This window comes from Variovorax sp. GW821-FHT09B01, assembly GCF_059418345.1.
The window spans coordinates 61,591-80,675 of record NZ_JBWKPQ010000003.1; the positions used below are offsets into that span (position 1 = coordinate 61,591).

The window sequence follows — 19,085 nt, forward strand, 5'->3', positions numbered from 1 at the left end:
AAATAAAGGAGGAGCCGAAGGCGGGGGACATTCGCGGAGGGGAGTACCCGGTGTCCTCCGCACGCACCCCAGTCCGAACAAAGTGGAGTCCAACCAATGACCCGCCGCCAATCCTACGAAGGCGTAGCCGTAGCGGTCCCCGTCACGGTGCCCTACCAACGCTACTCGACGCTCACCGCCCATTGGTTCCTCGGCCAGGCGATCGAGGCGTTGGTGAAAGACAGCGGGATAGATAAGGAAGCAATCGACGGCCTCTGCATCAGCAGCTTCTCGCTCGCCCCAGACACCGCAGTAGGCGTCACCCAGCACCTAGGCCTCTCGCCACGCTGGCTCGACCACGTACCGACGGGTGGCGCCTCGGGCGTGATGTGCCTGCGCCGTGCCGCGCGCGCGGTGCAGAGCGGCGATGCCGATGTCGTGGCCTGCGTGGCGGCCGACACCAACCATGTCGACTCCTTCCGCCAGACCCTCGGCAGCTTCAGCAACTTCGCGCGCGATGCCACCTATCCCTATGGATCGGGCGGGCCCAATTCGATCTTCGCGATGATCACCGCGCACTACATGCGCCGCTTCGGTGCGAGGCGCGAGGACTTCGGCCGCATCGCGGTGGACCAGCGCGCCAATGCGCTGCGCAATCCCAACGCCATGTTCAAGAAGCCGCTCACGCTCGACGAATACATGGACGCGCGGCCCATCGCCGAGCCCTTGCACCTGTTCGACTGCGTCATGCCCTGCGCGGGAGCCGAGGCCTTCCTCGTGATGAGCGAGGAGCGTGCGCGCGATCTCGGGCTGGCCCACGTCGCGATCCGTGGCGCCATCGAGCGCCACAACGCCTATTCGGAAGACCCGGTGATGGTGCAGGGCGGCTGGCGCCGCGACCGCGACGACCTCTATGCCCAGGCCGGCGCCGCGCCCGCGCAGGTCGACTTCATCCAGACCTACGACGACTACCCCGTGATCGCCATGATGCAGTTCGAGGACCTGGGCTTCTGCGAGAAGGGCGAGGGCCCGGCCTTCGTGCGCTCGCACACCATGACCTGCGAAGGCAGCTTTCCCAACAACACCAGCGGTGGCCAGCTGTCCGCGGGCCAGGCCGGTGCCGCGGGCGGCTTCCTCGGCATGACCGAGACCATCCGCCAGCTCACCGACACCGCGGGCGCGCGCCGCGTGCCCGACGCCAAGCTGGGCCTCGTGGCCGGCTTCGGCATGGTCACCTACGACCGCTGCCTGTGCACCGGCGCCGTCCTCCTGGGGAGAAGCCAATGACCATGCCCCTCATGCGTCCCCCGCGCAAGAACCCCGTGCTGCGCACGCGGCAGATGAACCTGCCGCCCTGGCAGCGCGGCCGCATCGCGCTGGGCATCACCGCCGCCGCGGCCGAGGGCCGCTTCGAGCTGCAGACCTGCGAGGACTGCGGCACTGTGCAGTACCCGCCGCGCGCGGCCTGCCACAAGTGCCTGTCGCCGCACCTCGCCTGGCGCGAGCAGGACGGCGAGGGCGAACTGCTGAGCAGCACCACGCTGCATCACAGCAACGACCTGTTCTTCCGCGAACGCCTGCCCTGGCGGCTGGGCCTGGTGCACCTCGATGCCGGCCCGACGCTGATGGTGCACCTGCACGGCGAGGTCGGCGAGGCGCCCTCGCGCGTCAAGGTGGGCGCGCGGCTCGACCGCGCGGGACAGGCGGTACTGATCGGATTCCCGAAGGAAGGAAGTGCACACATGGCCGACGACAGGATGCTCAGAGAAATGACCAGCGACCCCAAGTTCCGCAAGGTGCTGGTGACCGACGGCAAGACCGAGGTCGGGCAGGCGATCGTGCGCGCGCTGGTGAAGGCCGGTGCCGACATCGTCTGGGTCGGCCATGCCGAACCCTGGAAGAAGCTCGGCGACGGCCTCGACGACATCGGCGCGCTGCCGCAGGTCACGCTGGTGCCGCTCGACCTCACCAACGGCCGGCAGGTGACCGAGCTCGCGGGCTCCATCGGCGGCAAGGTCGACATCGTCATCAACAACGCCGAGGTGCACCGCACCTTCGGCATCGCCTCGCGGCGCGGCACCGACGTCGCCAAGGCCGAGATGGACATCAACTACTTCGGCGCGCTGCGGCTGGCGCAGGAGTTCGGTCCCGCGCTCAAGGGCCGCTCGGCCGATGGCGCCACCGGTGCCACCGCCTGGGTCAACCTGCTGTCGATCTATGCGCTGAGCAACTACCCGGCGCACGGCACCTTCAGCGCCTCGAAGGCCGCGGCCTATTCGCTCGCCCAGTGCCTGCGCGCCGAGATGCGGCCGGCCGGCATCCGGGTCGTCAACGTGTTCCCGGGCCCGATCGACGACGAGTGGAACCAGCACATGCCGCCGCCCAAGCTCGGCGCCCCGGCGCTCGCGAGCGCGATCGTGAAGGCGCTGCGCGACGGCGTGGAAGACGTCTACCCCGGCGACGTGGCGCAGGAATGGCTCGAGCGCTGGCGCGACAACCCCAAGGTGCTGGAACGCGAACTCGCGGCCGGCGGCAGCTGAAGACAGACAGACAGAGACAGGAGCGCTCCTCGATGACCACCAGCAACCCCACGCTCACCCCGGCGCAGATCCTCGCGGGCCTGGCCGGCGCCCTGGCCGGCGGCGGCATCCGCGTGATCGACCTCACCCAGACCCTGACGCCCGAGTTCCCGCAGATCGCGCTGCCGCCCGAGATGGGCCAGTGCTGGCCGTTCCGCATCGAGGAGGTCTCGAAGTACGACGAGCGCGGGCCCGGCTGGTACTGGAACAACTTCTCCTGCGGCGAACACACCGGCACTCACTTCGATGCGCCGATCCACTGGATCTCGGGCCGCGACCTGCCGAACAACTCGGTCGACACCATCCCCGTGCAGCACTTCGTGGCGCCGGCCTGCGTCATCGACTGTTCGCCGCAGGTCAAGGACGATCCCGACTACCTGCTCACGCCCGCGGACATCGAGGACTACGAGGCGAAGCACGGCCGCATCCCGGCCGGCGCCTGGGTGCTGATGCGCACCGACTGGTCGAAGCGCCACGACCCCGAGGCCTACCAGAACTTCGACGAGACCGGCCAGCACACCCCGGGCCCGAGCACCGAGGCCGTGCGCTTCCTGGTCGAGCAGCGCGACGTGCTGGGCTTCGGCTCCGAGGCCATCGGCACCGATGCCGGCCAGGGCTACCACCTGCGCCCGCCGTACCCCTGCCACTACTACATGCACGGCGCGGGCCGCTACGGCCTGCAGTGCCTGAGCAACCTCGACCTGCTGCCGCCCGCGGGCGCGATGCTGATCTGCCCGCCGCTGAAGATCGAGAAGGGCAGCGGCAGTCCGCTGCGGGTGCTCGCGCTAGTGGGAGCGAACCCATGAGCGACGCACCGAAGACCGCCGTCGTCACCGGCGGCAGCGCCGGCATCGGCAAGGCCATCTGCCTCGATCTGCTCGAACAGGGCTACGAGGTCGTCTCGCTCGCGCGCCGCAAGGCCGAGATCGATCATCCGAAGCTGCACAGCATCGAGGTCGACCTAGCCGACCGCGCGGCCACGGCCGAGGCCGCGAAGGAGCTGGTGTCGCGCTTCGAGGTGACCACCGTGGTCCACAACGCCGGCGTGATCCGCGCCGCGCTGCTGCCCGAGGTCCAGCTGTCCGACCTCGACGTGCTGGTCGACCTGCACCTGGGCTGCGCGATCCAGCTCGTGCAGGCCGCGCTGCCCGCGATGCGCGCGCGCCGCTTCGGCCGCGTGGTGCTGCTCTCGTCGCGCGCCGCGCTGGGCCTGGCCACGCGCACCAGCTATTCGGCCACCAAGGCCGGCATGCTGGGCATGGCGCGCACCTGGGCACTCGAGCTCGCGCCCGAGGGCATCACCGTCAACGTGGTCGCGCCCGGGCCGATCCGCACCGACATGTTCTACGACGTGGTCGAGGCCGGCAGCGAGAAGGAACGCGCGCTGGCCGCCAGCGTGCCGGTGCGCCGCCTCGGCGAATCGGCCGACGTGGCGCGCGCCGTGCGCTTCTTCGCCGACCCCGCCAACAGCTTCGTCACCGGCCAGGTGCTCTACGTCTGCGGCGGCACCAGCGTCGGCAGCCTGGCGCTCTGAATCCCCACCACCGAGTTCCCGTCACCCACCCCCCTCACTCCAGGAGAAGAAGCATGACAGTCATGACCCGAATCCGTGCCCTCGCGGGCCTCGCCGTGGCCGCGGGTGCGCTCGCGGTATCGAACGCCTGGGCGGCAGACCTCAAGGTCGGTTTCATCACCTCGCTGTCGGGACCGGTGTCCTCGCTCGGCATTCCCTACGACAAGGGCATCAAGGCCGCGCAGGCCTACAAGTCCGAGGTCGGCGGGCGCAAGGTGCAGCTGATCGCGCTCGACGATGCCTCCGATCCCTCGACCGCCGCGCGCAACGCGCGCAAGCTGATCGAGGAAGACAAGGTCGACGTCATCATCGGCACCGCCGGCGCGCCGGGCTCGCTGGCCATCGCCGGCGTGGCGCGCGAGACCAGGACCCCGCTGATCTCGATCGCCAATGCCGACCTGCCGGGCGAGGAGGGCGCGTGGATGGTGACGCTGCCGCAGCCCGCGCCGCTGATGATGGGCGCGATGGTCGAGAAGATGAAGCAGGCGGGCGTGAAGAGCGTGGCCTACATCGGCTATTCCGACGCCTGGGGCGACCTGGTCTACGACGCGCTCAGCAAGGCCGCGCCCGCGGCCGGCATCAAGGTGGTGAGCAACGAGCGCTATGCGCGCAGCGACTCCTCGGTCGCCGGCCAGGTGCTGAAGATCGTCGCGCTGCGCCCCGACGCCGTCATCACCGGCGCCTCGGGCACGCCCGGCGCGCTGCCCTATCTCGCGCTGACCGAGCGCGGCTACAAGGGAAAGATCTACGGCATGCACTCGCTGATCAACCCCGACTTCATCCGCGTCGGCGGCCCCTCGGTCGATGGCCTGCTCGCGCCCACGGGCCCGGTGGTGGTGGCCGAGCAGCTGCCCGACACCAACCCGATGAAGAAGATCGCGCTCGACTTCCGCGCCGCCTTCCAGAAGGCCAACGGCGCGCCGCCCACCGACACCTTCTCGGCCTACAGCTTCGATGCCTGGCTGATCTACCTCGACGCCGCGCAGCGCGCGCTCGCCACCAAGGCCGAGCCCGGCACGCCGCAGTTCCGCCTCGCGCTGCGCGACGCCATCGTGAGCACCAAGGAGCTGGTGGGCACGCACTCGGTCTACAACTTCAAGCCCGACAACCGCTACGGCTCCGACGACCGCTCGCGCGTGGTGGTGCGGCTCGACAAGGGCCAGTGGAAGCTGGTGCCCTGAGCACGGACCTTCGCGCGGCGCATTCCTTCCTTTCTTCCCAAGACACCACCCACCCATGAAATTCGCTCGCATCGCCGCGCTCGCGGCCGTCTCGCTCGCCGCGGCCCAGGCTTTCGCCGCCGACCTCAAGGTCGGCGTCATCAGCTCGCTCTCGGGCCCGGTCTCGGCGCTCGGCATTCCCTACGAGAAGGGCATCCGTGCCGCGCTCGCGCAGCAGCCGACCATCGCCGGCCACAAGGTCGAGCTGATCGTGCTCGACGACGCATCCGATCCCACCACCGCCGGGCGCAACGCGCGCAAGCTGGTGACCGAGGACAAGGTCGACGTGCTGATCGGCACTTCGGGCGTGCCTGGCGCGATGGCGATCGCGGCGGTGGCGCGCGAGCTCGGCACGCCGCTGATCTCGCCCACGCCGGTGTCGCTGCCGGGGCCGGAGAACGTGTGGACCGTCTCGGTCTCGCAGCCCTTCGAGCTGATGGTGGCGGCGGTGGTCAAGCGCATGCAGCAGGCCGGCGTGAAGTCGGTGGCCTTCATCGGCTTCTCCGACGCGCTCGGCGACCTCGCCTACGACTCGCTGATGAAGAGCGCGGCCGCGGCCGGCATCAAGGTGGTGGCGAACGAGCGCTATGCGCGCAGCGACTCCTCGGTGGCCGGGCAGGTCCTGAAGATCGTGGCGGCCAAGCCCGATGCGGTGTTCGCGGGCAACTCGGGCACGCCCGGCGCGTTGCCCTACCTGGCGCTGGCCGAGCGCGGCTACAAGGGCCAGATCTACGGCACGCACGGCCTGATCAATGCCGACTTCGTGCGCGTGGGCGGCAAGTCCATCGAAGGCCTGCAGGTGCCCAGCGGCCCGGTGCTGGTGGCCGAGCAGCTCGATGCGGCGAACCCGATCCGCAAGGTGTCGATGGACTTCCGCGCGGCCTACCAGAAGGCACACGGCGCGGCGCCGGTCGATGCCTTCTCGTCGTACACCTACGACGCCTACCTGCTGCTGGCCAACGCCGCGGCGCGCGCCAAGGGCGAGCCGGGCACGCCGGCCTATCGCAGCTCGTTGCGCGATGCGATCAACAGCACCAAGGAGCTGGTCGGCACGCACGGCATCTACAACTTCAAGCCCGACAACCGCTACGGCTCGGACGAGCGCGCGGTGGTGATCGTGCGCATGGAAAAGGGCCAGTGGAAGCTGGTGCCCTGAGCGCCGGCACCCGCCACACCGCACCGCCATGAGCCGCTACCGAGAACACCCCGAGGCGATCCGCGCGCTGGTCGAGGACCGGCGCGTGCACCGCGACGTCTACCTGAGCGAGGAGCTGTTCGCGCTCGAGCAGGAGCGCTTCTTCGCGCGCACCTGGCTGTTCGCGGGCCATGCGAGCGAGGTGCCCAAGGCCGGCGACTACCGCACGCTCGAGCTCGCGGGCCGGCCGCTGGTGATGGTGCGGCAGGCCGACGGCGCGCTGCGGGTGTTCTACAACCGCTGCGCCCACAAGGGCAGCCAGCTGGTGAGCGACGAGCGCGGCAACGCGGGCAAGTTCTTTCGCTGCCCCTACCACGCCTGGACCTACAAGCTCGACGGCGCGCCGCTCGCACTGCCGCTGAAGTCGGGCTACGAGAACACCGGGCTCGCGCAGTGCGAGTCGGGGCGCGGGCTCTCGCCCGTGGCGGGCCTCGCGGTCTACCGCGACTTCGTGTTCGTGCGCCTGTCGCCGCAGGGACCGAGCTTCGAGGACTACTTCGGCGGCGTGCTGCATGCCATCGACAACATGGTCGACCGCTCGCCCGAGGGCCGGCTCACGGTGGCCGGCGGCGTGTTGTGCAACATCGTCCACTGCAACTGGAAGATGTACCTCGAGAACATCAACGACACGGTGCATCCGATGTCGACGCACGAGTCGGCCACCGCCGCGGCCGAGGGCCTGTGGGCCGGCATCACGGCGGCCGAGCCCGAGGCGGCCAAGCCGATGGCGATGGAGCAGATCCTGCCCTTCGGCGCGGGTTACGACTTCTTCGACCGCATGGGCGGGCGCGTCTATCCCAACGGCCACAGCGTGCTGGGCATCCACTTCAGCATCCATTCGAACTATGCGCAGCTGCCGGGCTACGAGGCCGCGATGCGCGCCGCGCACGGCGAGGAGCGCGCCACCGAGATCCTGCAGCGCTCGCCGCAGAACTCGGTGCTGTTCCCGAGCCTCTCGGTCAAGGGCTCGCCGCAGGCGATCCGCGTGATCCGCCCGCTCGCGGCCGACCGCACGCTGATCGAGGCCTGGAGCTTCCGCGCCGAGGGCGCGCCCGAGCTGCTGCTGGAGCGCTCGATGAACTACAACCGGCTCGTGTTCTCGCCGATGTCGGTGGTGGCGCACGACGACGTGCACCTGTTCGAGAGCATGCAGAAGGGCCTGCGCGGCGAGGGCAACGAATGGGTGAGCCTGCACCGCGACTTCGATCCGGCCGAACTGGCGCAGGGAACGGCCGAGACCAACGGCACCAACGAGCTGCTGATGCGCAACCAGTTCCGCGCCTGGGCGAAGTTCATGGGCGAGCAGGGGGAGGGGGCATGAACGATGCCATCGACCTCGTGGTGCGGGAGGCCGCGCTGCTCGACGCGCGCCGCTTCGACGACTGGCTCGCGCTGTACGACGCCGAATGCCTCTACTGGGTGCCGCTGCTCGGTGCGGCGCAGGCCGATGCGAGCAGCCACAACGCGATCGCCTGCGAGGACCGGCTGCTGCTGCAGCTGCGCGTCGACCGGCTGAAGAACCCGCGCGCGCATTCGCAGCATCCCGCGAGCCATTGCCAGCATGTGCTGCAGCGCTCGGTGCCGGAGGCCGACGAAGGCGGCGAGGCCGTGCTGCGAACTCCGTTCATCTACATCGAGGCGCGTGGCGAGTCGCAGGTGCTGCTCGCGGGCAGCTACCGCCATCGACTGGTTCGCATCGAAGACGGCTGGCGCATCCGCGAGAAGCGCGTCGACCTGCTCAACCCGGGCCAGGCCCTGCCGGCCATCCAGCTTTTCATCTAGTTCCCTCCCTCGTTCCACTCCCCCCCTTTCCTCCAGGAGCTTCGACATGACCCGCTTGATGCAGTCCCTTCGTCACGCCGCCGTGCTCGCGCTGGCCGCCGGCCTCGGCGCCGCCGCCTTCGCGGCCGACCTCAAGGTCGGCCTGAGCGTGTCGCTGTCGGGTCCGAACTCCTCGCTGGGCGTGCCCTATGCCAAGGGCATGCAGGCCGCGCTGGCCTACAAGGGCGAGATCAGCGGCCGCAAGGTGCAGCTGATCGTGCTCGACGACGGCTCCGACCCCACCACCGCGGGCCGCAATGCGCGCAAGCTGGTGGACGAGGAGAAGGTCGACGTGCTGATGGGCACCTCGGGCGTGCCGGCCGCGATCGCGATGGCGCAGGTCGGGCGCGATGCCAAGGTGCCGATGATCGGGCTCACGCCGATCCTGCTCGACCCGGCCGAGAACGGCTGGGTGATGACGGTGGCGCAGCCCACGCAGCTGATGATCGACGCGGTGGTCGAGCGCATGAAGAAGGACGGCGTGAAGTCGGTCGGCTACATCGGCTTCTCCGACGCCTGGGGCGACCTGGTCTACACCGCGCTGATGAAGGCCGCGCCGGCCGCCGGCATCCAGGTGCTGGGCAACGAGCGCTATGCGCGCGCCGACGCCTCGGTCACGGGCCAGGTGCTGAAGCTGCTCGCGATGAAGCCCGAGGCCGTGATGACCGGCGGCGCCGGCACGCCGGGCGCGCTGCCCTTCCTTGCGCTGCAGGAGCGCGGCTTCAAGGGCAAGGTGTACGGCCAGCACGGGCTGATCAACCCCGACTTCGTGCGCGTGGTCGGGGCCGCCGGCCAGGACGCGCTGATGCCCACGGGCCCGATCATCGTCGCCGAGCAGCTGCCGGCCGACCATCCCACGCGCAAGATCGGCCTCGAGTTCCGCAGCATCTTCCAGAAGGTCAACAACGCGCCCACCAGCGACGCCTTCTCGGCCTATTCCTTCGACGGCTACCTGGTGTTCGCCGATGCGGCGGCGCGCGCGCTCACGAAGGCCGAGGCCGGCACGCCCGAGTTCCGGGTCGCGCTGCGCGACGCGATCTTCAGCACCAGGGAGGTCGTGGGTACGCACGGCGTCTACAACTTCAAGCCCGGCGATCTCTACGGCGTGGACCAGCGCGCGCGCGTGATCGTGAAGCTCGACAAGGGTCAATGGAAGCTGGCGCCTTGAGCGCGGCGTCCTCCATCCTCCATCCACCCAAAGCAAGCAAGAAGCGAGAGCGATGACGAAGCGAAGGACTGTGCAATGACCTGGGACGTGGCCCTCATCCTGGGCATCGACGGGCTGGCCAACGGGGCCATCTACCTGCTGGCCGGGCTCGGCCTGGTGTTGATCTTCTCGGTGACCCGGGTGGTCTTCGTGCCCTTCGGCGACATCGCGGCCTTCGCCGCGCTGACGCTGGCGGCCTTCGAGACCGGCAAGCTGCCGCCGACCATCGGCCTGGTGGCCGTGCTCGCGGCGCTGGCCGTGCTGACCGAGGTCGGCAGCCTGGTGCGGCGCGGCGAGGCGCGGCGCATTCCGAAGGCCGTGCTGGCCTGGGGCGTGCTGCCGCTGGTGCCCTGCGCCATCGCCTGGGCCGCGGCGAGCGCGGGCGTGCCGGCGCCGGTGCAGCTCGCGGTGTCGGTGCTGCTGGTGGTGCCGGTGGCACCGCTGCTGGCGCGCGTGGTGTTCCAGCCGATCGCCGATGCCTCGGTGCTGGTGCTGCTGATCGTCTCGCTGGCGCTGCACTTCCTGCTGTCGGGCCTGGGCCTGCTGTTCTTCGGGCCGGAAGGCTCGCGCACCAGCCCGCTGGCCTCGGGCACGCTCACGCTGGGCGACGGCTTCACCGTCAGCGGCCAAGTGATCCTGATGGTGAGCTCGGCGATCGTGCTCAGCGGCCTGTTCTTCCTGGTGTTCGAACGCACCGTGATGGGCAAGGCGCTGCGCGCCACCGCGGTCAATCGCGTCGGCGCGCGGCTGGTCGGCATCCGGCCCGCGCGCACCGCGCTCTTGGCCTACGGCTGCGCCTCGCTGCTGGCGGGGCTGATCGGCGTGCTGATCGCGCCGGTGACCACCATGTACTACGACTCGGGCTTCATCATCGGCCTCAAGGCCTTCGTGGCGGCCATCATCGGCGGGCTCGTGAGCTACCCGATGACCGCCATCGGCGCGCTGGCCGTCGGCGTGGTCGAGAGCTTCGCCTCGTTCTGGAGCGGCGCGCTCAAGGACGTGATCGTGTTCAGCCTGCTGATCCCGGTGCTGATGCTGCGCTCGTTCATGGCGCGGCACGTGGAAGAGGAAGAAGAGGAGGTGGACCAATGAACCGCCGCCCCCTGATCCTCTGCGCGGTGGTGATCGCCGCGCTGGCCGTGGTGCCGGCGCTGTTCGGCAGCTTCACGGTCTCGCTGCTCAACGACATCGGCATCGGCGCGCTGGTCGCGCTGGGGCTGGTGCTGCTCACGGGCGTGGGCGGCGCCACCTCCTTCGGGCAGGCGGCCTTCGTCGGCATCGCGGCCTACGCCACGGCCTGGCTCAGCACCACCCAGGGCTATTCGCCCTGGATCGGCCTCTTGTTCGCGCTGCTGCTGACCGGCCTCTCGGCGCTGGCCATCGGGCTGCTCACGCTGCGCCTGGGCGGGCACTTCCTGCCGCTGTCGACCATCGCCTGGGGCCTGTCGATCGCTATGCTGTTCGGCAACGTCGATGCGCTGGGCCGCCACACCGGGCTGTCGAACATCCCGCCGCTGTTCATCGGCGGCTGGTCGCTGGCCGATCCGCGCGCCATGTACTACCTGATCTGGGCGATCGTCGGGCTGGCCTTCCTGTTCAGCCACAACCTGCTGCGCTCGCGCCCCGGCCGCGCGATCCGCAGCCTGCGCGGCGGCGCGACCCTGCTGGCGAGCGTGGGTGCCGATGCCTACCGCGTGCGGCTGTCGCTGTTCGTGACGGCGGCGCTGTTCGCCGGGCTCGCGGGCTGGCTCTATGCGCACATGAACCGCTTCGTGAGCCCCTCGCCCTTCGACGTGCGCGCGAGCATCGAGTACCTGCTGATGGCGGTGGCCGGCGGGCTCGGCAGCCTGGTCGGCGCGCTGGTGGGCGCGGGCCTGGTGCTGGTGCTCAAGAACGGGCTGCAGGACGTGCTGCCGCTGATCACCCAGCGCGCCGGCCAGCTCGAGGCGGTGGCCTTCGCGGTCTTGTTCATCGCGCTGCTGCACTTCGCGCGCGGCGGGTTGATGGGCTTCGTGCGGCGGCTGCGCGGGCGCAAGGGCTCGGGCGCGGCGCGCCCACCCGCGGCGCCGCTGGCGGCGGTCGAACCGCTGCCGCATCGCGCGCTGCCGGCACGCGGCACGCCGATCCTCTCGGTGCAGGGCGCGGTCAAGCGCTTCGGCGGGCTGGTGGCGGTCAACGAGGTGAGCTTCGACGTGGCCGCCGGCGAGATCGTGGGCCTGATCGGGCCCAACGGTGCCGGCAAGTCGACCATGTTCAACCTGCTGACCTGCACCCTGCCGATGACCTCGGGCAGCGTGCGCTTCCTGGGCCAAGACATCGCCGGCATGCCGCAGCGCGAGGTGGCGCGGCTCGGACTGGCGCGCACCTTCCAGCACGTGAAGCTGCGCCCGCAGATGAGCCTGCTCGACAACGTGGCGCTGGGCGCGCATTCGCGCACGCGCTCGGGCGTGCTGCGCGCGGGGCTGCGGCTCGATCGCGCGGAGGAGCGGCAGATCCTGCAGGAGGCGCAGCGCCAGCTCGAGCGCATCGGCCTGGGCGACCGCGCGCACGAGCTCGCGGGCAGCCTGCCGCTGGGCACGCAGCGCATCCTCGAGATCGCGCGTGCGCTCGCGGCCGACCCGGTGCTGCTGGTGCTCGACGAGCCCGCGGCCGGCCTGCGCCGCAAGGAGAAGATGGCCCTGGGCGAGTTGCTGCGCAAGCTGCGCGACGAGGGCGTGACCATTCTGATCGTCGAACACGACATGGACTTCGTGATGAAACTCGTGGACCGTCTGGTGGTGATGAACTTCGGCGCCAAGCTGGTGGAGGGCGCGCCGGCCGCGGTGCGTGCCGACGAGCGGGTGCAGGCGGCCTACCTGGGGAGCGTGGCATGAGTACGACGACCCCGATGCTGGAGATCGGCGACCTGCACGTTTCCTATGGGCAGGTCGACGCGGTGCGCGGCGTGTCGCTCGCGATGCGGCCGGGGCAGATCGTCTCTGTGATCGGCCCCAACGGCGCCGGCAAGACCACGCTGCTCGCGGCCGCGATGGGCCTGCTGCCGTCGAAGGGCGTGCTGCGCTTCGAGGGCGAGGACCTGCACGGCCTCGACGTGGAGGCGCGCGTGGAGCGCGGTCTGTGCCTGGTGCCCGAGAAGCGCGAGCTGTTCGGCGAACTCTCGGTGCTCGACAACCTGCAGCTCGGCGCGTTCTCGCGCCGGCTGCGCGGCAGCGTGCTCAAGAGCCGGCTGCAGGGCGTGTACGACCGCTTCCCGCGGCTGGCCGAGCGCCGCGCGCAGCGCGCCGACACGCTGTCGGGCGGCGAGCGCCAGATGCTGGCCGTGGGGCGCGCGCTGATGTCCTCGCCGCGCCTGCTGATGCTCGACGAGCCCAGCCTCGGGCTGGCGCCGCTGATCGTGCGCGACATCCTCGCGATCGTGCGCAAGCTGCGCGAGGACGGCGTGTCGATCCTGCTGGTGGAGCAGAACGCGCGCGCCGCGCTCGAATCCTCCGACCACGGCTACGTGCTGGAAACGGGCGAGATCGCGCTCGATGGCGCCTCGCAGGACCTGGCCTGCGATCCGCGCGTGCAGGCCACCTACCTCGGCGGGGGCACGCACGATGAAGACTGAGCCGCACGCGCTGCCGCCCGCGCGACGCACGCTGCCGGCGATGCTCGAGCGGCAGGCGGCGCTGTTCGGCGACAAGCCGCTGCTCGCGATCGCGGGACGGCAATGGGCGCATGCCGATGCGCGCGCGGCCGCCGCATCGCGCGCCGGCGCGCTGGCCGCGGCGGGCGTGGAACGTGGCGACCGCGTCGCGCTGATGAGCGGCAACCGGCTCGAGGTGCTCGAGACGCTCGGCGGCTGCGGCTGGCTCGGCGCGGCGATGGTGCCGATCAACACCGCCTCGATGGCGCCGCAGATCGAGTACTTCCTGGCCGACAGCGCGGCGCGGCTGCTGGTGATCGAGAGCGCCTTCCTCGACCGGCTGGCCGGCGTCGACCTCGCGCGCACCGCGCTGCGCATGGTGTGGGTGATCGGCGAGGGCGAGATCGCGCTCGAGGGCGTGGCGGTGCAGGCCTGGCCGACCGATGGCGAGGCGATCGCCGCGGCCGAGGTGCAGCCGGGCGACACGCTCGCGATCCTCTACACCTCGGGCACCACCGGCCCGGCCAAGGGCGTGACCTGCCCGCATGCGCAGTACTACTGGTGGGGCGTGAACAGCGCGGCCGTGCTCGGCGTGGGCGCCGACGACGTGCTGTGCACCACCTTGCCGCTGTTCCACATCAATGCGCTCAACACCTTCGCGCAGGCCGCGATCACCGGCTGCCGCGTGGTGTTCGAGGCGCGCTTCTCGGCCTCGGGCTTCTGGGAGGCGATGCGCGCGCACGAGGCCACGGTGGTCTACCTGCTGGGCGCGATGGTGCCGATCTTGCTGGCCCAGCCCGAGGGGCCGGGCGAGCGCGCGCACCGGGTGCGCGTGGGCCTGGGGCCGGGCGTGCCGGCGCATGCGATGCAGAGCTTCCTGGAGCGCACGGGCGTGCGGCTGCTCGAGGGCTACGGCTCGACCGAGACCAACTTCGTCATCAGCACCGCGCCCGATTCGCCGCGCGGCGGCGTGATGGGCTGGGTGCGCCCGGGCTTCGAGGCGCGCGTGGCCGACGCGCACGACGTCGAGCTGCCAGATGGCGAGGCCGGCGAGCTGCTGCTGCGCGCGAGCGAGCCCCATGCCTTCGCGAGCGGCTACTTCAACATGCCGGCCAAGACCGTCGAGGCCTGGCGCAACCTGTGGTTCCACACCGGCGACCGCGTGGTCCGCGATGCCGACGGCGCCTTCCGTTTCGTCGACCGGCTCAAGGACGCGATCCGCCGGCGCGGCGAGAACATCTCCTCCTTCGAGGTCGAGCAGGTGCTGCTGAGCCATCCGGGCGTGGCGGCGGTGGCGGTCTACCCGGTGCGCTCGGAGCTGGCCGAGGACGAGGTGATGGCGGCGCTGATCGCGCGACCCGGCACGGCGGTGGAACCCGCTGAGCTCGCGGCCTTCTGCGAAGCGCGGTTGCCGTACTTCGCGGTGCCGCGCTACATCGACATCCTCGAGGACCTGCCGCGCACCGAGAACGGCAAGGTCCAGAAGTACAAGCTGCGCGAGCGCGGCGTGACGCCCGGCACCTGGGATCGGCAGCCGGCGCGGCGCACCTGAGTCGGCGGGCGCGCTCCAGGGCCGCAAAACGCTAGAATGGTTTAGGACTAAATATTATTGCCATGCAAGCAAATTCTCTTTCCGGCCGCCACGCCCTGGTCACCGGTGCCGCGCGCGGCATCGGCGCCGAGATCGCACGCACCCTCGCGGCCGAGGGCGCGGTGCTCACGCTGCTGGGGCGCGACCGCGAGGCGCTGCAGCGCGTGGCCGACGCGCTGCCCGCCGCCGCCTCGCACCGCGTGGTGGCGGCCGACGTGGCCGACCCGGCGGCGGTGCAGCAGGCCTTCGCGCAGGCGCGCGCCGCGCTCGGGCCGCTCGCGATCCTGGTCAACAACGCCGGCGCGGCCGAGAGCGCGCCCTTCCTCAAGACCTCGGTCGAGCTCTGGCAGCGCATGCTGTCGGTCAACCTCACGGGCAGCTTCCTGTGCACCCAGGCGGCGCTGCCCGACATGCTCGAGGCCGGCTGGGGCCGCATCGTCAACATCGCGAGCACCGCGGGGCAGAAGGGCTATGCCTACGTCGCCGCCTACACCGCGGCCAAGCACGGCGTGATCGGGCTGACGCGCTCGCTGGCGCTCGAGATGGCGCGCAAGGGCGTGACGGTGAACGCGGTCTGCCCGGGCTACACCGACACCGACATCCTGCGCAACAGCGTCGCCAACGTGGTCGGCAAGACCGGCCGCAGCGAGGCCGATGCGCTGGCGGAGTTCTCGAGCGTGAATCCGCAGCGCCGCATCGTGCAGCCCTCGGAGGTGGCCGACGCGGTGCGCTGGCTGTGCGGCGAGGGCGCCGCCTCGGTCAACGGGCAGTCGATCTCGGTCTCGGGCGGGGAGGTCACATGAAGCACAACGATGCCTCGCATGCCGCGCTGAGCGACGCCGAGGAACTGGGCCACGAGGCGCGCGCGCGCACCGAGGACCATGCGGCCCTCAAGCTGTGGCTGCGCATGCTGGCCAGCACCACCCAGATCGAGGCCGAGATCCGGCGCCGGCTGCGCGAGCGCTTCGGCATCTCGCTGGCGCGCTTCGACTACATGGCGCAGCTCTACCGCCACAAGGAAGGGCTGAAGATGCGCGTGCTCTCGCGCTACCTGATGGTGACCGGCGGCAACGTCACCGGCCTCACCGACGAGCTGGAGCGCGAGGGCGTGGTGGCACGCGCGCCCAGCCCCGAGGACCGCCGGGCCTGGATCGTGAGCCTCACGCCCAAGGGCCGGACCAGCTTCGAGGCGATGGCCAGCGAGCACGAGCAGTGGATCCTCGAGATGTTCTCGGGCCTGGATATGAAGACCATCAAGCAGATGCATGCCCAGCTCGGCGAGCTGCGCGTGCACGTGATGCGCAGCGAGCCCGCGGGCGAGGAGGGCTGAGCCATGGCCGAGACGCCCGCGGGCTTCGCCGAATTCAGCCGGCCGCGGCTGATCCGCTTCTCGGACTGCGATCCGGCCGGCATCGTCTTCTACCCGCAGTACTTCGTGATGCTCAACGGGCTGGTCGAGGACTGGGTCAACGAGGAACTGGGCATCGGCTACGACGCGCTGGTCACCGGCCGCCGCGTCGGGCTGCCGACCGTCAAGCTGGAGGCCGATTTCCGCGCCGTGAGCCGCATGGGCGACCGGGTGGCGCTGGGGCTTTCGGTCGAGCGGCTCGGTTCGCGCTCCCTGACGCTGCGGTTGCGCTGCTTCGAGCCGGTGTCGGGCGAAGTGCGTATGCAGGTCAGCCAGGTGCTGGTGACCACTTCGCTGGAAACCCACAAGGCGATCGAGATTCCGCCCGACCTGCGCGCTGCGATCCTGAAGGGCGCGCTGCCTTCTTAAGCCCCGGGGAATGTCGATCCCTCTAAAGGAGGAGTTCCCCCTGCTTGTACTACCAGCGTACTGCTCCCACAATTCCGGGCCTGGGAAAATAAGGCGGAGATGAATGGGAACGGTTGATGAGAATTCTGCTGGTTGACGATCACGGCCTCGTGCGCGAGGGCGTGGCACTTCTTTTGCGCTCGCTCGATCCCAAGATCGGCGTGCACCAGACCGCCGACATCCACGATGCGATCGCGGCCATGCGCACGCACGGCCCGTTCGACATCGTGCTGCTCGACCTCGAGATGCCCGGCATGCGCGAGCTCGACTCGCTGCACCTGTTCCGCGGCCAGTTCCCCGAGCAGGCGGTGGTCGTGCTGTCGGCCAACGAAGACCCCAACACGGTGCGCCGCGCGATCGACGACGGCGCCATGGGCTACGTCAAGAAGTCGCTCGACCCGGCGACCATGATGCAGGCGCTGCGCGTGGTGCTCGACGACGGCATCTACGTGCCGCCGGTCTGCCTCGAGCCGCCGCGCACCGACGAGCCCTCGCCGGCCGACCGGCTCGCGAGCCTGCGGCTGTCGCCGCGCCAGGAGGAAGTGCTGCTGCGCCTGGCCCACGGCAAGTCGAACAAGGCGATCGCGCGCGAGCTCAACATCTCCGACACCACCGTGAAGTCGCACCTGAAGGTGGTGTTCGAGATCCTCGACGTCCACAGCCGTACCCAGGCCATGTACGAGCTCTCCCGCCTCGGCTGGCGCGCGATGGAAGCCGGATGAGGAACCGGGCCGCGGCGCTGGTCGCCGAGCAGGTCGGGTTGCTCGCGACCCAGTCGCGCAACGCCGTCCTCGGCTTGCTGGTCGGCTGCTCCTTCGTTTCCGCGATCCTGGCGCGGCACGTCTCGTGGGTGCTGATCGGCGCCTGGCTGGCGCTGTTCATCGGCGCCAATGCCTACCGCATGCGGCTGGGCGCGCGCCTGCTGAGCGACCGCGAGCCGCGCGATGCCGCGGCGCTGAGCAAGTTCTTCTACATCGCGCTGATCAATGGCATCTGGATCGGCCTGCTGCCCGTGATGTTCTTCGGCGTGCTGCCCGACGAGTCGCGGCTCGCGCTGACCGTGATCGTGCTGCTCGCGGCGGCCGGCGGCGCCGCCACCTATGCCTCGTTCGCGCGCGGCTACCTGTGCTTCCTGCTGGTCGGGGTGCCGCTGGTGGCGCTGGGCTGGGGGCTGCACGGCGGCCCGCGCGCCTGGGCGGTGGTGCTGTCGCTGCTGATGTACGCGGTGGTGATGGCGCGCTTCTCGACCTACCTCGCGAGCGTGTTCGAGCGCTCGGTGCTGATCCGCTTCGAGGCCGACGCGCAGCGCGAGCAGGCCGAGCGGATGCGCGTGATCGCCGAGGAGGAGCGCGGCAAGGCGGTGGAGGCGCGCCACGCGGCCGAGGAGGCGAGCCTGTCGAAGTCGCGTTTCCTGGCCAATGCCAGCCACGACCTGCGCCAGCCGGCGCAGGCGCTCGCGCTCTACACGGCGGTGCTGACGCACAACGCCGAGACCGACGAGCAGCGCCAGATCGCGCGCAGCATCGCCGAGGCCAGCCGCGTGCTGGGCGACCTGCTCGACAACCTGCTCGACATGTCGCGCCTCGACGCCGGCGCGGTGCAGCCGCGCGCGCAGGCGGTTGACATCGGCCAGATGCTGGCGCGCCAGGGCACCGAGGCACGCGCCATGCTGGCCGGGCGCAACGTGCGGGTGGAGGTCGAGGGCGGTGCCTTCGTGGCCCAGACCGACCCGGTGCTGCTCGAGCGCGCGCTGCGCAACATCGTCGGCAACGCGGTGAAGTTCACCGCCTCGGGACTGATCGCCATCCGTGCCCACATCGTCGGCCCGGTGATCCGCTTCGAGGTCGAAGACACGGGCCAGGGCATCGCGAGCGAGCACCAGACGCTGATCTTCGAGGAGTTCTTCCAGGTCGACAACAAGGAGCGCGACCGGGCCCGCGGCCTCGGGCTCGGGCTGTCGATCGTGCGCCGGCTGATCCACATGCTCGGCGGCGAGGTGAAGGTGGAGTCGGCGGCCGGCAAGGGCTCGAAGTTCACGCTGACCATTCCCGCGCTGTTCACGCGCGCGCCCGACGAGTCCGACCTGCGGCCGCGCCCCTCGGTGCCGATGCCCGACCTGCGCGGCCGGCGCGTGCTGGTGATCGACGACGAACAGATGGTGAGCAACAGCCTGAGCGCGCTGCTCCAGACCTGGGGTGCCGACGTCGACACCGCCGACGGCCTGCATGCCGCGCTCGCCCTTGGGCCGCCCGGCAACTGGCAGCTGTGCCTGTGCGACCTGCGCCTGCGCGGCGGCGAGGACGGCATCTCCACGGCGGCGCGGCTCAGCCGCGATGCCCCCGACCTGCCGATCGTCTTCATCACGGGCGACACGGCCCCCGGGCGCATCGAGCAGGCGACCCGCACCGGCCGGCCGCTGATGCACAAACCGGTGGACGAACTCCAGCTGGCAAGACAGGTGCGCGCCTTGCTCTGA

At 70.5% G+C, this 19,085-nt stretch carries 18 protein-coding genes; all 18 read left to right on the forward strand.

The annotated features are described in order from the left end of the window. Positions 1-96: 96 nt before the first annotated feature. Entirely contained in the window at positions 97-1,266 is a 1,170-nt protein-coding gene (locus AC07RV_RS11720) for a thiolase family protein (protein ID WP_296781592.1), read from the forward strand. Further along, on the forward strand, positions 1,263-2,519 hold the full coding sequence (locus tag AC07RV_RS11725) for an SDR family NAD(P)-dependent oxidoreductase (protein WP_093348955.1): 1,257 nt from the start codon (positions 1,263-1,265) through the stop codon (positions 2,517-2,519). The genes AC07RV_RS11720 and AC07RV_RS11725 overlap by 4 nt, the downstream gene beginning before the upstream one ends. Positions 2,520-2,551: 32 nt before the next feature. Then, on the forward strand, positions 2,552-3,364 hold the full coding sequence (locus AC07RV_RS11730) for a cyclase family protein (RefSeq protein WP_296781593.1): 813 nt from the start codon (positions 2,552-2,554) through the stop codon (positions 3,362-3,364). Continuing rightward, the gene (locus tag AC07RV_RS11735) at positions 3,361-4,092 is read left to right on the forward strand and encodes an SDR family NAD(P)-dependent oxidoreductase (protein WP_296781594.1); all 732 of its coding nucleotides are present in this window, start codon (positions 3,361-3,363) and stop codon (positions 4,090-4,092) included. Before AC07RV_RS11730 ends, AC07RV_RS11735 begins: the two co-directional genes overlap by 4 nt. 53 nt (positions 4,093-4,145) lie before the next feature. Beyond that, entirely contained in the window at positions 4,146-5,312 is a 1,167-nt protein-coding gene (locus AC07RV_RS11740) for an ABC transporter substrate-binding protein (RefSeq protein ID WP_296781595.1), read from the forward strand. Between the two features lie 55 nt (positions 5,313-5,367). Beyond that, positions 5,368-6,507: an ABC transporter substrate-binding protein gene (locus AC07RV_RS11745; RefSeq protein WP_296781596.1), complete on the forward strand. Its 1,140-nt coding sequence runs from the start codon at positions 5,368-5,370 to the stop codon at positions 6,505-6,507. A 28-nt stretch (positions 6,508-6,535) separates the two neighbouring features. Next, a complete protein-coding gene (locus AC07RV_RS11750) occupies positions 6,536-7,867 on the forward strand; it encodes an aromatic ring-hydroxylating dioxygenase subunit alpha (RefSeq protein ID WP_296781597.1) in 1,332 nt (443 codons plus the stop codon). After that, on the forward strand, positions 7,864-8,328 hold the full coding sequence (locus AC07RV_RS11755; RefSeq protein ID WP_296781598.1) for an aromatic-ring-hydroxylating dioxygenase subunit beta: 465 nt from the start codon (positions 7,864-7,866) through the stop codon (positions 8,326-8,328). Before AC07RV_RS11750 ends, AC07RV_RS11755 begins: the two co-directional genes overlap by 4 nt. 46 nt (positions 8,329-8,374) lie before the next feature. Next, the gene (locus AC07RV_RS11760; protein ID WP_093348974.1) at positions 8,375-9,535 is read left to right on the forward strand and encodes an ABC transporter substrate-binding protein; all 1,161 of its coding nucleotides are present in this window, start codon (positions 8,375-8,377) and stop codon (positions 9,533-9,535) included. Between the two features lie 75 nt (positions 9,536-9,610). Continuing rightward, positions 9,611-10,666: a branched-chain amino acid ABC transporter permease gene (locus tag AC07RV_RS11765; RefSeq protein WP_203204956.1), complete on the forward strand. Its 1,056-nt coding sequence runs from the start codon at positions 9,611-9,613 to the stop codon at positions 10,664-10,666. Further along, positions 10,663-12,447, forward strand: coding sequence for a branched-chain amino acid ABC transporter ATP-binding protein/permease (locus tag AC07RV_RS11770; protein ID WP_296781599.1), 1,785 nt, complete (start codon positions 10,663-10,665; stop codon positions 12,445-12,447). The genes AC07RV_RS11765 and AC07RV_RS11770 overlap by 4 nt, the downstream gene beginning before the upstream one ends. Beyond that, on the forward strand, positions 12,444-13,184 hold the full coding sequence (locus AC07RV_RS11775) for an ABC transporter ATP-binding protein (protein WP_296781600.1): 741 nt from the start codon (positions 12,444-12,446) through the stop codon (positions 13,182-13,184). Before AC07RV_RS11770 ends, AC07RV_RS11775 begins: the two co-directional genes overlap by 4 nt. Beyond that, positions 13,174-14,754 (forward strand): ATP-dependent acyl-CoA ligase, encoded by a 1,581-nt coding sequence (locus AC07RV_RS11780; RefSeq protein WP_296781601.1) that lies wholly within the window; start codon positions 13,174-13,176, stop codon positions 14,752-14,754. The genes AC07RV_RS11775 and AC07RV_RS11780 overlap by 11 nt, the downstream gene beginning before the upstream one ends. Before the next feature lie 62 nt (positions 14,755-14,816). Beyond that, positions 14,817-15,596: an SDR family NAD(P)-dependent oxidoreductase gene (locus tag AC07RV_RS11785; RefSeq protein WP_296781602.1), complete on the forward strand. Its 780-nt coding sequence runs from the start codon at positions 14,817-14,819 to the stop codon at positions 15,594-15,596. After that, positions 15,593-16,123 (forward strand): MarR family winged helix-turn-helix transcriptional regulator, encoded by a 531-nt coding sequence (locus AC07RV_RS11790; RefSeq protein ID WP_093348989.1) that lies wholly within the window; start codon positions 15,593-15,595, stop codon positions 16,121-16,123. Before AC07RV_RS11785 ends, AC07RV_RS11790 begins: the two co-directional genes overlap by 4 nt. Positions 16,124-16,126: 3 nt before the next feature. Continuing rightward, positions 16,127-16,570 carry an acyl-CoA thioesterase gene (locus AC07RV_RS11795; RefSeq protein WP_296781603.1) on the forward strand — a complete coding sequence of 148 codons (444 nt, stop codon included), beginning with the start codon at positions 16,127-16,129 and terminating at the stop codon, positions 16,568-16,570. Positions 16,571-16,686: 116 nt separating this feature from the next. Beyond that, positions 16,687-17,331, forward strand: coding sequence for a response regulator (locus AC07RV_RS11800; RefSeq protein ID WP_064262281.1), 645 nt, complete (start codon positions 16,687-16,689; stop codon positions 17,329-17,331). Continuing rightward, positions 17,328-19,085: an ATP-binding response regulator gene (locus AC07RV_RS11805; protein ID WP_296781604.1), complete on the forward strand. Its 1,758-nt coding sequence runs from the start codon at positions 17,328-17,330 to the stop codon at positions 19,083-19,085. The genes AC07RV_RS11800 and AC07RV_RS11805 overlap by 4 nt, the downstream gene beginning before the upstream one ends.